Source organism: Pandoraea sputorum (assembly GCF_000814845.2).
GTDB classification, from domain to species: Bacteria; Pseudomonadota; Gammaproteobacteria; order Burkholderiales; family Burkholderiaceae; genus Pandoraea; species Pandoraea sputorum.
The window spans coordinates 4964876-4979741 of record NZ_CP010431.2 but is presented as its reverse complement, the minus strand read 5'-3'; the positions used below and the strand labels follow the sequence as shown (position 1 = coordinate 4979741).

Annotated in this window: 15 protein-coding genes; 3 read left to right on the top strand and 12 right to left on the bottom strand. The window is 64.4% G+C overall.

The genetic code is table 11. The annotated features are described in order from the left end of the window. Positions 1 to 5 precede the first annotated feature (5 nt). Entirely contained in the window at positions 6 to 1109 is a 1104-nt protein-coding gene (gene pdxA, locus NA29_RS21980) for a 4-hydroxythreonine-4-phosphate dehydrogenase PdxA (RefSeq protein WP_084104296.1), read from the top strand. Positions 1110 to 1119: 10 nt separating this feature from the next. Continuing rightward, on the top strand, positions 1120 to 1953 hold the full coding sequence (gene rsmA, locus NA29_RS21975) for a 16S rRNA (adenine(1518)-N(6)/adenine(1519)-N(6))-dimethyltransferase RsmA (protein WP_039393159.1): 834 nt from the start codon (positions 1120 to 1122) through the stop codon (positions 1951 to 1953). Here rsmA and NA29_RS21970 read toward each other — a convergent pair. After that, on the bottom strand, positions 1928 to 2818 hold the full coding sequence (locus NA29_RS21970) for a DMT family transporter (RefSeq protein WP_039393157.1): 891 nt from the start codon (positions 2816 to 2818) through the stop codon (positions 1928 to 1930). The two genes, rsmA and NA29_RS21970, sit on opposite strands and share 26 nt — an antisense overlap. 306 nt (positions 2819 to 3124) lie before the next feature. Between NA29_RS21970 and NA29_RS26520 the strand changes: the two genes are divergently transcribed. Continuing rightward, positions 3125 to 3571 (top strand): rubredoxin, encoded by a 447-nt coding sequence (locus NA29_RS26520; protein WP_072633357.1) that lies wholly within the window; start codon positions 3125 to 3127, stop codon positions 3569 to 3571. A 92-nt stretch (positions 3572 to 3663) separates the two neighbouring features. Here NA29_RS26520 and gloA read toward each other — a convergent pair whose 3' ends face one another. The 11 genes from gloA to NA29_RS21910 form a co-directional block, all read right to left on the bottom strand. Continuing rightward, the gene (gene gloA, locus NA29_RS21960; RefSeq protein WP_039393155.1) at positions 3664 to 4065 is read right to left on the bottom strand and encodes a lactoylglutathione lyase; all 402 of its coding nucleotides are present in this window, start codon (positions 4063 to 4065) and stop codon (positions 3664 to 3666) included. 117 nt (positions 4066 to 4182) lie between these two features. Beyond that, positions 4183 to 5085 (bottom strand): M48 family metallopeptidase, encoded by a 903-nt coding sequence (locus NA29_RS21955; protein ID WP_039393153.1) that lies wholly within the window; start codon positions 5083 to 5085, stop codon positions 4183 to 4185. Between the two features lie 87 nt (positions 5086 to 5172). Then, positions 5173 to 5949 (bottom strand): lysophospholipid acyltransferase family protein, encoded by a 777-nt coding sequence (locus tag NA29_RS21950; protein WP_039393150.1) that lies wholly within the window; start codon positions 5947 to 5949, stop codon positions 5173 to 5175. A gap of 122 nt (positions 5950 to 6071) precedes the next feature. Continuing rightward, the gene (gmhB, locus tag NA29_RS21945; protein WP_039393148.1) at positions 6072 to 6656 is read right to left on the bottom strand and encodes a D-glycero-beta-D-manno-heptose 1,7-bisphosphate 7-phosphatase; all 585 of its coding nucleotides are present in this window, start codon (positions 6654 to 6656) and stop codon (positions 6072 to 6074) included. A gap of 27 nt (positions 6657 to 6683) precedes the next feature. Then, on the bottom strand, positions 6684 to 8804 hold the full coding sequence (gene glyS / locus NA29_RS21940) for a glycine--tRNA ligase subunit beta (protein ID WP_039393146.1): 2121 nt from the start codon (positions 8802 to 8804) through the stop codon (positions 6684 to 6686). Then, positions 8801 to 9739, bottom strand: a complete 939-nt coding sequence (gene glyQ, locus NA29_RS21935) for a glycine--tRNA ligase subunit alpha (RefSeq protein ID WP_039401399.1) — start codon at positions 9737 to 9739, stop codon at positions 8801 to 8803. The genes glyS and glyQ overlap by 4 nt, the downstream gene beginning before the upstream one ends. Positions 9740 to 9945: 206 nt before the next feature. After that, the gene (gene lnt / locus NA29_RS21930) at positions 9946 to 11493 is read right to left on the bottom strand and encodes an apolipoprotein N-acyltransferase (protein ID WP_052253117.1); all 1548 of its coding nucleotides are present in this window, start codon (positions 11491 to 11493) and stop codon (positions 9946 to 9948) included. Between the two features lie 24 nt (positions 11494 to 11517). Beyond that, positions 11518 to 12393 carry a CorC family transporter gene (locus NA29_RS21925; protein WP_039393144.1) on the bottom strand — a complete coding sequence of 292 codons (876 nt, stop codon included), beginning with the start codon at positions 12391 to 12393 and terminating at the stop codon, positions 11518 to 11520. A 173-nt stretch (positions 12394 to 12566) separates the two neighbouring features. Beyond that, positions 12567 to 13262, bottom strand: coding sequence for a gamma-glutamylcyclotransferase (locus tag NA29_RS21920; protein WP_039393141.1), 696 nt, complete (start codon positions 13260 to 13262; stop codon positions 12567 to 12569). 20 nt (positions 13263 to 13282) lie between these two features. Beyond that, entirely contained in the window at positions 13283 to 13795 is a 513-nt protein-coding gene (gene ybeY / locus NA29_RS21915) for an rRNA maturation RNase YbeY (protein ID WP_039393138.1), read from the bottom strand. Beyond that, the gene (locus NA29_RS21910) at positions 13792 to 14859 is read right to left on the bottom strand and encodes a PhoH family protein (protein WP_084104032.1); all 1068 of its coding nucleotides are present in this window, start codon (positions 14857 to 14859) and stop codon (positions 13792 to 13794) included. The genes ybeY and NA29_RS21910 overlap by 4 nt, the downstream gene beginning before the upstream one ends. Positions 14860 to 14866: the final 7 nt, after the last annotated feature.

Below are 14866 nucleotides of genomic sequence, written 5' to 3'. Positions count from 1 at the left end.
GCATGATGTCCGACCGGTCCTTCGTCCTCGCCATCACCACCGGTGAACCGGCGGGGGTCGGGCCGGAATTGACGGTGCAGGCACTGGTTCAGTGCCTCGCCGCACCGGCGGTGGCTTCTATCACCGCTCCCGCTGCACATTCCCCCGATCCTTCGCTAGCCAACTGTCGCTTTGCCGTGCTCGGCGACGCGTCGTTGCTCGCCGCGCGCGCGCGAGCCGTCGGGCTGGGCGACGCCTGGCAGACATTGCTCGATAGCGGACGTGTACACGTGTCGCACCATCCGCTCGCTGCCGCCGTAACGCCGGGACAGCTCGACGCCGCCAACGGCCGCTACGTACTGGCGCTGCTGGACGACGCCATCGACGGTGCCGTGGCGGGCACGTATGACGCGATCGTGACCGCGCCGTTGCAGAAGAGCACGATCAACGACTGTGGCGTGGCGTTTACCGGACACACCGAGTATCTGGCCGAGCGCACGGGCACACCGCGTGTCGTGATGATGCTCGCAGGCGGCGGGTTGCGTGTGGCGCTCGCCACCACGCATTTGCCGCTCGCGCAGGTGCCCGGCGCAATTCGTCGCGACGATCTGCTGCAAACGCTCATCATCCTCAATCAGGATCTGATGCGCCACTTCGGGGTGACGCGTCCGCGTATTCTCGTGACGGGGCTCAACCCGCACGCCGGTGAGTCCGGCTATCTCGGGCGCGAGGAGATCGACGTCATCGCACCTGCGCTCGACGACGCGCGCGCTGCCGGTATCGATGCACGCGGTCCCTATCCCGCCGACACGCTGTTTCAGCCCCGTCATCTCGAAGGCGCCGATGCGGTGCTCGCGATGTACCACGATCAGGGCCTGCCGGTGCTCAAATACGCGAGCTTCGGCGCGGGCGTGAACATCACGCTTGGGCTGCCGATCGTCCGGACGTCGGTCGATCACGGCACCGCGCTCGACCTCGCGGGCACGGGGCAAGCCGAGAGCGGCAGCCTGCTCGAAGCGCTGCGCACCGCGGCGACGATGGCGGCGAACGCTGCGTTACATGCGTCGACAGCCGCACAATTGACCGCCGGCGCGGGCGTCGATCCGCACGCCACGCCGCCGCGTTCCTAAGGAATTTCACATGAGTAGCGCATCGAAGCGCACGGGCGTCCAACAGGGCCACGTGGCGCGCAAACGTTTTGGTCAGAACTTTCTTGTCGACATGGGTGTGATCGATTCGATCATCAGCGCCATTTCGCCGCGTACCGACGACCTGATGGTCGAAATCGGCCCGGGGCTTGGGGCACTGACGACACCGCTCACCGAGTGGCTGGCGCATCTGCACGTGGTCGAACTCGACCGCGATCTGGTCGCGCGTCTGACGCGCAAGTTCGGCGAGCGCGTGAGCGTGCACGCTGGCGACGCCCTCGACTTCGATTTCGGTTCGCTCGTCCCGGAAGATCGTCGCGACGAAGCGCCGCTGCGCATTGTCGGCAACCTGCCGTACAACATCTCCAGCCCGCTGCTGTTCCATCTGATGCGCTACGCCGCACTGGTACGCGACCAGCACTTCATGCTGCAGGACGAAGTGGTTGAGCGCATGGTGGCCCCGGCGGGCTCAAGCAACTACAGCCGCCTGTCGGTCATGCTTCAGTACCGCTACTGGATGGACAAGGTGCTGCATGTGCCGCCGGAGGCCTTCAATCCGCCGCCGAAAGTCGATTCCGCTGTTGTCCGGATGATTCCGCGCGCCGTGGCCGATCTGCCGCAGGTCGATCTCGACGTGTTCGAAGCGGTGGTGGCACAGGCGTTTTCGCAACGTCGCAAGATGCTGCGCAACACGTTGCACAGCTACCGCGATCGTGTCGATTTCGACGCACTCGGCTTCGATCTCACGCGTCGTGCCGAAGACGTGCCGGTCGACGAATACGTGAATCTGTCGCGCGCGATCAGCGGCGTCGGTTCACAAGGCTGATCCCGGCGAAGACGAGGACGACGGCGCAGCCAAAGCGCCAACCGACCGATTCGCCGAGAATCAGCACGCCGAACGTCACCCCGAAGAGTGGGCTCAGGAACGAGAAGGACGCGAGCCGGGCGGCGCTGTACCGCGTGAGCAACCAGAACCAGATCAGATAGCTCGCGAAGGCCACACCGATGGATTGGTAGACGAGGCTGATCCAGATGGTCGACGTCATCGGCCCGATTTGCACCTTGCCCGTCGCGAGCGCCAGCGCGCACAGCAGCACTGCCGAGACAGCCAACTGGTACAGCAATGTCTTCGACGGTGCGGCGCTCGCCAGACGCGACGCCCGCACGACGACCGTCGTCATTCCCCAAAAGATACCGGCCAGAATGGCCAGCAGATCGCCGGGCCACGTGGTGGCGAGATCTGCGCCACTGCCGTCGGAGAACGCCACGGCGATACCGCAAAACGCGATGGCCATGCCGAGCCATTGCATGGGCCGCAGCCGTTCGCTGGGCACCGTCCAGTGCAGTCCGATCGCGGTGAAACAAGGGGCCGAGTACAGAAAGACCGCCATGCGCGATGCGGTCGTGTGCGTGAGTCCAACGAAGATGCAGAGGAATTCCAGCGAGAACAGCGCGCCTGCAAGAATACCGGCGGGCAGGGTGCCGTCGCCGGTGATCAGGCGCTGACGCCGCCACAGCATCCACGCACCGACAAGCACCGTCGCCACGACGGAACGCAGTCCGGCCTGCAAGACGGCGGGCACGACCGGCACGGCCAGTTTGACGGCAACTTGCTGGCCTCCCCAGACCATGCACAGCGCCAGCATGATGGCGAGGGCTGTAGCATCGATCGGACGCGGTGTGGTTTTCATGGAATTAATTCGGATGACGATGCATCGCAGGCGCGACGCGCAGAAGCGGTCATTGTCACCGATCCTGATACTCAAAGCATTAAACCGATGCCGTCAACGCGGGTAATCTTTTCGGGCGTTCGTTCGTCTGTCCGGGTGTGATTGTCTCGTCGTGCGGGACAATATGTCCCCGGCTCCCCCGTTTATTGCACACCGTCGCACCTTTACAATGCTCCGCGAGGCGGCTTTTGTCCTTCGTCGAGCAAGCCGCAGTCATCGCTCATCCATTGTTTTCAACGGTTTTCGCTTCAGATTCAGCACTTACGTATGTACAAGAAAGGCTCTGCCGTCGAATTGCAGTTTTCCCCGTCGCGACTCAACGACGGCGCTGGCGACCCTTACTGGGTCGATCTCACGCGCGACGAAGCGCAGGCACTGCTCGACGCACTGCAAGCGCATCTGAGCCGTCCGGCGACAGATGCCTCAGGCACGGAATCCCCGCTGGTCTTTACGTTGCTGGATCCGGGCGCGAAGACGTCCGATACGCTCAGTGACGACGGTGCCGCAACGCAAACGTCCGACGAAACGACCCACGCACCGGACGCAGCATCGCGCCAGTGGGTCTGTGTGATTTGCGGATGGATTTACGACGAAGCCGTGGGATATCCGGAAGACGGCATTGCCCCGGGCACGCGCTGGGAAGATGTGCCGGACGACTGGCGTTGCCCGCTGTGCGACGTGGGCAAGGAAGACTTCGCGATGGTGGAGTTCTGACGCATTGCACGTGCCGAAAAAACGACGGCCGCCCGAGGGCGGCCGTTGTCACATCAGGCACATCAGGCAGCGCAATCGCGCAAGCGTTCGGCTTACAGGCCGCCCTTGCTCGAATGCTTCTGAATCAACTCGATCTTGTAGCCGTCCGGGTCCTCCACGAAAGCGATGATCGTGGTGCCGCCCTTGACCGGGCCAGCTTCGCGCGAGACCTTGCCGCCTGCGGCGCGGATCGTTTCGCACGCCTGATAGGCGTCGTCGACTTCAAGGGCCAGATGGCCGAACGCGGTGCCGATCTCGTACTTTTCCACGCCCCAGTTGTACGTCAGTTCGAGGACGGTGTTTTCCGACTCGGGACCGTAGCCGACGAACGCCAGCGTGTACTTGTACTCAGGGTTCTCGCTCTGACGCAGCAGTTGCATGCCGAGCACGCGCGTGTAGAAATCGATCGAGCGCTGCAGGTCGCCGACGCGCAGCATGGTATGGAGCATTCGCATGGTGTTTTCAACGTGGGGACAACGAAGACTTGATTGTACCCGCGACCATGAAAATGAGCATCATTCATGTTGCGTTGAGAAACTTTTGATTTTGATGTGGAGCATTGCGACATTCGCTCAGAACTCGGGCAGCCACTCGGGCGCGTGCGACTTGAGCGTATCGCGAGCAGCTTCGAATTCCGGGAAGATCGACGCCACGGCCTGCCAGAAGCGCGGCCCGTGGTTCATCTCCTTCAAATGCGCCAGTTCGTGCGCCACGACGTAATCGATCACGCCCAGCGGGAAGTGAATCAACCGCCAGTTCAGGCGAATGCGTCCGTCGGCGCTGCAACTGCCCCAACGTGTCGTCGCCGACGACAGCCCGAGCGCGGTGTAGCGCACGCCCAACCGCTCGCCGTAGACGTCGAGGCGCGACGTGAAGAGCTTGCGTGATTCCTGCTGCAACCAGCCCTGCACTCGGTCGCGCATCTGTTCGGGGGCGGCTTGCGGTGGCAGATCGAGCCACAGCGTGTGCGTGTGGATGTCGTACTGCGCGGCCCCCGAGCGTCCGCCGAGACGGACCGTCAGCGTGTGGCCGAGGTACGGTAGCGATGCGCCGTCGACCCACGTGACACGTGGAATCACCCGGCGTGCGGCGCGTTCGCGGAATTCGGCGATCTTGCTGAAGATCCAGCGCTTCTTCTCGACGACGGCGGCTTCCACGTCAGCGATCGTGACCCAGCGCGGGGCGGTCACGGCCAGCCCCGATTCGTCGATCATGAAGCCGATGGTGCGGCGCGAGGAGCGCTTGAAACGGTAGTAGAGCGCGTGGCCGTCGAGCATGATGACGCGCTCGCCCGGCGCTGGCGCGCGGCGCGGTCCGGCGCCCGGCACGAGCGATGCGGAATCGCTCGCGGTAGCGTTGGGTGCAGCGGCGTGGGCGGGCGTGCCAGTCGTCGCGGGGGCAGTCGAAGCTAAAGGGGCGTCGGTCGCGACGCCGTTGGCCTCGGCAGCAGGGCTGCCGAACAGATCGAGTTCCATCTGGGGTGCAGGGGTCTCATGCCGGGAGCGGCTATCGCGTGTGGCGGGTTGGGCTTTCGACATGAGACGGTCTCGCGTGAGGCGCAGTCAGGTCCGGGGTGCGGCGTCGGAGGTGTCAGACGCGCTCGCCCTCGGTTTCGACGTATAAGCGGCGGGGTCGATACGTATCATCTCGCGCTCGATCCATTCGGCGACCTCTGCGTTGACGGCTTCGGCACTACGGCCTGCCGTCTCGATGACCGGACCGATCGAGACGATCACTTCCCCGGGAAATTTCATGAACGAGTTGCGCGGCCAGACACGTCCGGCATTGTGTGCAATCGGCACGACCGGCGCGCCGGTCGCGGTCGCAAGACGTGCGCCGCCGGACTTGTATTTGTTGCGCGACCCGGTTTTCGTGCGCGTGCCTTCCGGGAACATGATGATCCATGACCCTTCCGACAAACGCTCGCGCCCTTGCTTCACGACCGATGCGAAGGCATCGGTGCCCTTGCGGCGATCGATGTGAATCATGCTCAGCAGGCCCAGCGCCCAACCGAAGAAAGGCACGTACAGCAACTCGCGTTTGAACACGTAGCACAGCGGGCGCGGCATCAGAGCGGGCAGCGCCACCGTCTCCCATGCCGATTGATGCTTGGACAGAATGATCGCAGGTGTCTGCGGCAGATTCTCCCAACCGATCACGCGATAGCGCATGCCGCACAGCTTGTCGCCGACGCGCGTCACGACCTTGCACCAGCCCACCGCGAACCAGTAACGCTGCACGCGCGACAGGAACGGGAACGACAGGATGCACGCGATGGCGTACGGAATCGTCCAGACGATCTGGAAGATGAAGAAGAGAATCGAACGAAGTTGACGCATGGGGTTTCGGGCCTGGGATCGATCGTCTTCGCGAAGTCGGCGCGTGACCGCGTCATAGTACGCGCGGTAGGGCGGCAGTTCAGCGAAGGCTGGGCGGTCGGTGTGCGGTAGCGGGCGTGAGGTTACGCGTCCTCGTCGGCAAGCAGATCGTTGACGAACGCCGCCAGACTGTCGTGCACGCGCGTGCCATCAGGCAGGTTGCCTGCGGCGAGCGTCTTCTTGCCCTTGCCGGTAAGCACCAGATGCGGCAGCGCGCCCACGGCCGCAGCTGCCTGAAGATCGCGCAGCGAATCGCCCACGGCCGGTACGCCGGTCAGGTCGACTTCGTAGCGTCGCGCGATTTCCTGGAACAGACCGGGCTTGGGCTTGCGGCAGTCGCAGGCATCCACCGAGGTGTGCGGGCAGAAGAACACGGCATCGATGCGGCCGCCGGCGGCCGCCGCCAGTTTCGACATCTTTGCGTGCATCGCACCGAGCGTCGCCATGTCGAAAAGACCGCGCCCCACACCCGACTGGTTCGTCGCGACGACCACACGGTACCCGGCTTGATTCAGCCGGCCGATGGCCTCGAGACTGCCGGGCAGCGGCACCCACTCGTCCGTCGACTTGATGAATTGATCCGAGTCGGCGTTGATCACGCCGTCCCGGTCGAGAATCACGAGTTTTCGGGCGGCGGGGCCGAGGGTGCGATCTTTGCGCGAATCCATGAGTAGTTCAGTTGACTCGTTGGAACATTAGGCGGCGAGCTTCGAGAGATCGGCCACGCGGTTCATCTGGAAGTGCAGGTTCTTGAGCAACGCGAGGCGGTTGTTGCGCAACGCGTCTTCTTCGGCCATTACCATCACGTCGTTGAAGAAGGCGTCGACCGCGTCGCGCAGCTCGGCCAGCGCGGAAAGCGCCTGCGCGTACTCGCGTGCCTCGAACTTCTGCTCGACCACCGGGGTGACCTTTTCGAGGGCAGCGTGAAGCGCCTTCTCAGCCGATTCCAGCAGCAAGTCCGGCGAAATCGTGCCGTCGGCCGGCGGGGCCGTCTTCTTCAGGATGTTGCCGATACGCTTGTTCGCTGCGGCGAGGGCTTCGGCTTGCGGCAGCGCCGAGAACGCGCGCACGGCATCCAGACGCTCGATCAGATCGCCGAGATACTTCGGGTGGTCGGCCAGCACCGCTTCGATCTCGTTGGCGGCATAACCCTGCTCCCGCAGGTAGCCGCGCAGTCGGTCGAGCACGAACTGGTAGACGTCGTTCAGGTATGCGGAGTCTGCTACGCCCGTGGTGAACTGCTTGTACGTGACGTTCAGCAGTTCCGGCAGCATCACTGGCAGACGCTTCTCGATGAGCATGCGCACGATGCCAAGCGCGTGACGGCGCAGCGCGAACGGGTCTTTCTCTCCCGTCGGCTGCAGCCCGATGCCCCAGATGCCGACCAGCGTTTCGAGCTTGTCGGCAAGCGCCACCACCGTGCCGGTGGTGCTCGAGGGCAGGGCGTCGCCAGCAAAACGCGGCTGATAATGTTCCGAGCAGGCCAGCGCGACGTCGGCAGCTTCACCGTCATGACGCGCGTAGTACGTGCCCATCGTGCCTTGCAACTCGGGGAACTCGCCGACCATGTCGGTCAGCAGGTCGGCTTTGGCCAGCAGTGCGCCGCGCTCGGCGAGTTTCACGCCGTCCTGATCTGCACCGATCATGTGCGCGATCGCACCGGCGAGCTTCACCAGACGCTGCGTGCGCTCGAACTGCGAGCCCAGCTTGTTGTGATAGACGACGTTTGCGAGCAGCGGCACGCGATCGGCCAGCGGCTTCTTCTTGTCCTGCTCGAAGAAGAACTTCGCATCGGCCAGACGCGGACGCACCACGCGCTCGTTACCCGTCACGATTTGCTCGGGGTTGCCGGTCTCGATGTTGGAGACGATCAGGAAGCGGTTCGTCAGACGGCCGTCTTCGGCCAGCGGCTTGTCGGTGAGCGCGAAGTACTTCTGGTTCGTCTGCATCGTGAGAATCAGACATTCCTGCGGTACTGCCAGGAATTCCTTCTCGAAATGGCAGGCGTAGATTGCGGGCCATTCGACGAGTGCGGTCACTTCGTCGAGCAACGAGTCCGGCATCACCACGTGGTCGTTACCGGCGGCGGCAAGCAGTTGCGTGCGGATCGCGTCGCGGCGGCCCGTGAAGCTCGCCACAACCTTGCCTTCGCTTTCCAGCGTGGCGGCGTAGGCGTCGGCATTGGCGACGGTGACCTCACCCTTCGACAGGAAGCGATGGCCCTGCGTCTTGTTGCCCGACGCGAGACCGATGGCCGATGCGGGCACAAGCGTGTCGCCGTGCAGCGCAATCAGGCCGTGCACCGGACGCACGAACTGCACCGTCTCGCCATCCGGACGCTGATAGCTCATGACCTTCGGAATCGGCAGCTTGCCGAGCGTTTCGTCGAGCGAGGCTTGCAGCGCGTCGGCCAGTTGGGCACCGGCAGCGGTGTAGGTGTGGAAGAAGGCTTCGGCCTTGCCATCCATCGCGCGCTCCAGGCTCGCGACCGGCAGGTCGGCGAAGCCCATCGCCGCGAGTTTCTTCGCGAGCGGCGGGGTGGGGTTGCCGTCGGCGTCGAGTGCGACGGACACCGGCAGCACCTTGGCGCGGATAGTGGCGTCCGGGGCGCGCTCGAGCACGTTCGTGATCGAGACGGCCAGACGGCGCGGCGTGGCGAACGGCGTGATGACGCTGGCGTCAGTGGTGAGCCCGCGCGTGCGCAGGCCGTTGGCGATGCCGTCGGCAAACGCGTCGCCCAGACGCGCCAGCGCCTTCGGCGGCAATTCTTCGGTCAGCAGTTCGACCAGCAGGGTGCGTTGTGCGGTGCTCATCATGCGGCTTGCGTTTGAGTTTTAGCTGCGGGGGCGTTCAGCATCGGGAAGCCGAGCTTTTCGCGCGAAGCGTAGTAGGCCTGTGCGATCAGGCGCGACAGTGCGCGGATACGGCCAATATACGCCGCGCGCTCGGTCACCGAGATGGCGCCGCGCGCGTCGAGCAGGTTGAAAGTGTGTGCGGCCTTGAGAATCATCTCGTAGGCGGGCAGCGCCAGTTCGGCTTCGATGAGACGCTTGGCTTCGCTCTCGTAGTTGTCGAAGAAGCTGAACAGCATCGGCTGGTTCGAGTGCTCGAAGTTGTACGTCGACTGTTCCACTTCGTTCTGATGGAACACGTCACCGTAGGTCAGGCGGCGCTTGACCGGGCCATCGGCCGTTTGCTCTTCCCACTCGGTCCACACGAGGTCGTAGACGTTCTCGACCTGTTGCAAATACATCGCCAGACGTTCGATGCCATACGTGATTTCGCCGAGCACCGGCTTGCAGTCGAGACCGCCCACTTGCTGGAAATAGGTGAACTGCGTGACTTCCATGCCGTTCAACCACACTTCCCAGCCCAGACCCCAGGCGCCGAGCGTGGGGTTTTCCCAGTCGTCTTCGACGAAGCGCACGTCGTTTTGGGTCAGATCGAGACCGAGCGCGCGCAGCGAGCCCAGGTACAGGTCGAGGATGTTTTCCGGGGCCGGCTTGAGCACCACCTGATACTGGTAGTAGTGCTGCATGCGGTTCGGGTTCTCACCGTAACGGCCATCCTTGGGACGGCGCGACGGCTGCACATAGGCAGCGCGCCACGGCTCCGGACCGATCGCGCGCAGGAACGTGGCAGTGTGCGAGGTACCGGCGCCGACCTCCATGTCGTAAGGCTGGAGCAACGCACAGCCTTGCTTGTCCCAGTAATCCTGCAACGTCAGGATGACTTGTTGAAAGGTAAGCATGATGAATTCGCGCGGACGAACAGGGAAAAATGCGGATTTTGCGCAGTCTTTCGGCCCGGCCGCGAGCGCGGCCAAAAGACTAAAACGTTGAATTTTAGCGGGAATTCGACCCGAACGGGGCGCCGATGGCCCCGGGGTGGCACGACAGGGGGATTTTCGCGCCCCCCTGTGTCGTTTTGACGATGCGACGCTGGCTGTTTTGCCGGTCAGCGCGCGCGGCGCGTCATGGCCAGACCGAGGCCCAGTGCGACGAGCGCCAGCACCAGTGCGGGCACGTTGCCGAAGCGAACGTATGGCGTGAGACCGGTGTAGGGCTGGACGTTGCCCGTGAGCGCGCCGACCGTCATCGCAGGCAGACGCGCCTGCACACGGCCGTGCGCATCGATAATCGCCGTCGCGCCCGTGTTCGTCGCACGCAGCATCGGGCGTCCCGTCTCAAGCGTGCGCATGCGGGCGATCTGCAAGTGCTGATCGAGCGCGATGGTGTCGCCGAACCACGCGAGGTTGGTCGAGTTCACGAGTACCGTGGCCGGTTCCGGCATGCTGCGCAGCGCCTGCGCGATTTCCTCACCGAACAGATCCTCGTAGCAGATGTTCATCGCGACCCGCTGGTCGCGCACCGGGAAGCCGCTCGGCGTGGCGCTGCCGCGCAGGAAATCGCCCAGCGGGATGTGCATCATGTCGACGAACCAGCGAAAGCCCCACGGCACGAACTCTCCGAAAGGCACGAGATGATGTTTGTCGTAGCGGTAGAGCGTCTGGTCGCGTGGCGTCACGCCGAACAGGCTGTTGGTGAAGTCGGTGGGGCCGCGATCGGTGATCGTCGCACCCACCGCACCCAGCACGACGTGCGAACCCGTGCGGTCCGCAAACTCGCGGATCGGTGCAGCGACTTCCGGCGGAATGCCTTGCAGCAGCACCGGGAACGCCGTCTCGGGCGTCACGATGAGATCGGCCGGTGCGGCCACGATCATGTCGCGATAGAGCGCCATGGCGTGATCGATGCCCGTGCGCTCGAATTTCATGTCCTGCGGGATATTGCCTTGCAGCAGCCGCACGGTGAGTGGCTGCCCGGAGGGCGTCGTCCAGGCATGACGGGACAGGCCGATACCCACGCCCAGCAGCGCCAGTACGCCGACTACGGCGGCCAGCCGTTGTGCTGCGCCCGTCGTCGCGACGACCGGCAGCAGCGCGCGGGCGAGCCAGGCCGCCGCGAGTGCGGCGAGACCGGTGATGCCGTACACGCCGAGCAGCGGGGCGAAGCCTGCGAGCGGGCCGTCGACGTGGGCGTAGCCGGGTGAGAGCCAGGGGAACCCGGTGAAGACGGTGCCGCGCAGCCATTCGGCAAGCGTCCAGGCCCCGGCGAAGGCCAACACACGCCATGGGCCGGTGGCCGGCACGGCACGCGTGAGAAACGCGGCGAGCGCCGGATAGACCGCCAGATAGATCGAGAACAGGACGACGGCCGCACCAGCCATCACGCTGGGCATGCCGCCGTATGTGTGCATGCTGATGTAGAGCCACCAGATGCCGCAGACGAACGAGGTGAGGCCGAAGCTGCCGCCCAGCCAGAGGGCGTTGCGTCGCGAGGCGCTGCGCTCGACGAGTGCGAACAGCCCTGCCATCGCGAGCAATTGCAGCCACCAGAGGTCGCGTGGCGCGAACGCCAGCGTTTGTGCGATACCGGCCAGACCGGCGAGCGCACGGGCACGCCAGGCCGGCCACGAGCGCCGCTCGGGCGCGTGGACGGTCATTTCCTGCATGGATCGATGAGTGAGTTACTCGGGCTGAACGGCGGGTGCCGGCTCCACGCGCCGCAACAGCAGCATGTGGACCTGACGGCCGTCGGCGCGTAGCACTTCGAACACGAGATTACCGATGCGCAGACGTTCGCCACGGCGCGGCACACGGCCGAACTGGTGCGTGATCATACCGCCGATCGTATCGTTTTCGTCATCGTGAAACTGCGTGCCGAACGCTTCGTTGAATTGCTCGATTTCCGTGAGCGCACGAATGCGATACGAGCCGTCGGGCGCGGCGATGATGTTGTCTTCTTCCTCGTCGAAGTCGTATTCGTCTTCGATGTCGCCGACGATCTGCTCGAGCACGTCTTCAATCGTGATGAGGCCCGCCACACCGCCGTATTCGTCCACGACGATGGCGATGTGATTGCGATTGACGCGGAAGTCGTGCAGCAGCACGTTCAGACGCTTCGACTCCGGAATGAACACGGCCGGGCGCAGCATGTCGCGCACGTCGAAGTCGTGATTGGCGTAGTAACGCAGCAGATCCTTCGCGAGCAGAATGCCGATGATGTTGTCGCGATTGCCCTCGTAGACCGGATAGCGCGAGTGCGCCTGTTCCAGCACGAACGGCATGAATTCTTCAGGGGTCTGTTCGATGTTGACGGCGTCCATCTGCGCGCGCGGCACCATGATGTCGCGGGCACATAGATCGGCCACCTGGAATACGCCCTCGATCATCGCCAGAGAATCGGCGTCCATCAGGTTGCGGGCGTGAGCGTCTTGCAGAATTTCGAGCAACTCCGCGCGCGACTCCGGCTCCGGGGAAATCAGATCGGTGAGGCGTTCGAGCAGAGAGCGAGGTTTGTCGGTTTTTTTTGGACCGGGTCGACTGGGATAAGGGTCGTTCATGACGGCGCGTCCAAGTTGGGCGGACGCCGAGCTGTTACAGGAAGCTCAAGGATACACCAGATGTGCGGCATTACCGCGTCAGGTCGGCTGCATTGCGACACATGAGGCGACATGCACATTGCCGTGCATATTTCAGGACATTTCAGCGCGCCGGATGCTGCATTGTGGTGCGCTTACTTCGCCCCGCAGCGGCGCAGCACCGCTTCGAGCGCCGGGTCGGGCATGCCCGCTTCGCGCAGCGCCTTGACCGTGCGGGCGACGTAGTCGTGCGTGGTGCCATAGCGTCCCTGCGCCTGATCGAACACCTGCCGGACGATGGCGTCGGGCAGACGGCCCGCGTAGCTCGCCGCTTCGCGTCGCATGACAAAGGCGAGGCCCGGCTTGGTGCGCCCGTCGGCCAGTTGGCAATTCAGCCACATCGGACGATAGGAGCCCATCGCCATTTCCCGATACCAGAGCGTTTCGAATTCCGTGCGGACGTGCTTCGCGGCGAGGCGCATGGCCACGCCGGCGCACGAGCCGCCGCGATCGAGGGCCAGCACGAGTCCCGGCTGCTCCGGCGTGCCGCGATTGACGCGCGACCAGAGGTACAGGCCCCGGTGATAGCCGTGCACGCGGGCGCGCAGGCATTCTTCGACGGGCATGCCGGGGTTCCAGATGAGTGAGCCGTAGGCGAAGATCCACAGGTCTTCGCGGCCGTCCCAGCCGACGAGCGCGGCGTCGAGCGATGCGCTCATCTCTTCCGGGCTGAGGTGCCGGGAGACGCCGAGGTCCGGCGGGTAGCGGTCGCATCCCGGTCCGCTCGACGTGCTGGCCTGGGGAGCTTCAGGTGCTTCAGGGGCGGTCGGTCGGTCCGGAATGCGTTCCATACGGTTCGGTCGGGTCTCGGTCAGGTGCGGCGGGAGGTGGATTTTTTGGAAGGCGACTTCTCGGATGCGTAGGGATCGGCATAGCCCAATCCGGCGAGAATCTCCGTCTCCAGGTCTTCCATCTCCTGCGCTTCGTCGTCTTCTTCGTGATCGTAGCCCTGCGCGTGGAGCACGCCGTGCACGATCAGGTGCGCGTAATGCGCTTCGAGTGCAATACCCTGCTCGTTCGCTTCGCGCTCGACCACCGGGCAGCACAGCACGATGTCGCCGGTCACCGGATCGCTTTCGTCCTGTGCGTAGGCGAACGTCAGCACGTTCGTGGCGTAGTCCTTGCCGCGATAGCCGCGATTGAGCGTCTGGCCTTCGTCGGCGTCGACGAAGCGCAGCGTCAACTCGGCGTCGGCCAGCAGCGCGGCCTGCACCCAGCGACGTACCGCAGTGCGCGTGAGCAGCGCTTTGTGCGACGCGAACGCCGGACCCGCGACGAACTGGCTCGTCAGCGTGAGCGCGTGGCGCACGGCCCGCTCGCTCATGCCTTGCCTCCGGCAGCACGTGGCCCACGGGCGCCGCGCTCGCGCCCTTGTTCCGACGCAGGCAGGTCCAGCCCGGCTTCCAGATGCTGCGCATGCTCGTCGTACGCTTCGACGATGCGCGCGACCAGCGGGTGACGCACGACGTCGACGCTGGTAAAGCGGGTCATGGCGATACCGCGCACGTTTTTCAGAATCACCTGCGCTTCCATCAGGCCGCTCTTCTGGCCGCGTGGCAAGTCGACCTGCGTGGTGTCGCCGGTCACGACAGCCTTGCTGCCGAAGCCGATACGCGTGAGGAACATCTTCATCTGCTCGGGCGTGGTGTTCTGCGCCTCGTCCAGAATGATGAATGCATGGTTGAGCGTGCGGCCGCGCATGTAGGCGAGCGGCGCGATTTCGATCATCTGCTTCTCAAAGTACTTCTGCGTCTTGTCGAAGCCAAGCAGATCGTAGAGCGCGTCGTACAGCGGGCGCAGATACGGATCGACTTTCTGTGCGAGATCGCCTGGCAGGAAACCCAGACGCTCGCCCGCTTCCACCGCCGGGCGCGTGAGCACGATGCGTTTGACCGCGTCGCGCTCAAGGGCATCAACGGCGCAGGCCACCGCGAGATACGTCTTGCCGGTACCGGCCGGGCCAATACCGAACGTCACGTCGTGCGACAGGATCTGCTTCAGATAATCGCGCTGCGCGGGCGTGCGGCCGTGGAGGTCGCTGCGGCGCGTGTGCAGCACGGGCGAGCCGTCTTCTGTCTCCCCAGCGGCAAACGGATTGTCGTCGCCATGACGCACGGTGGGTGCGAGGCCCTGGCGCGTCTCCACGAGACCCAACTGAATATCGTCGACGGACAGTGCTTCGGTGGCGCGATTGTAGAAACTCTCGAGGGCTTGCGTGGCGACGGCGGCGCTCTTGCCGCGAACCGAGAAGCGATGGCCGCGGCGGGTGATCGAGACGTCGAGCGCCTGCTCGATCTGACGCAGGTTCTCGTCGAGCGGGCCGCAGAGATTGGCCAGACGGCGATTGTCGTCGCGCGGGGCGGTGAATTCTTGGACGGGTGCTTTCAAGATAATC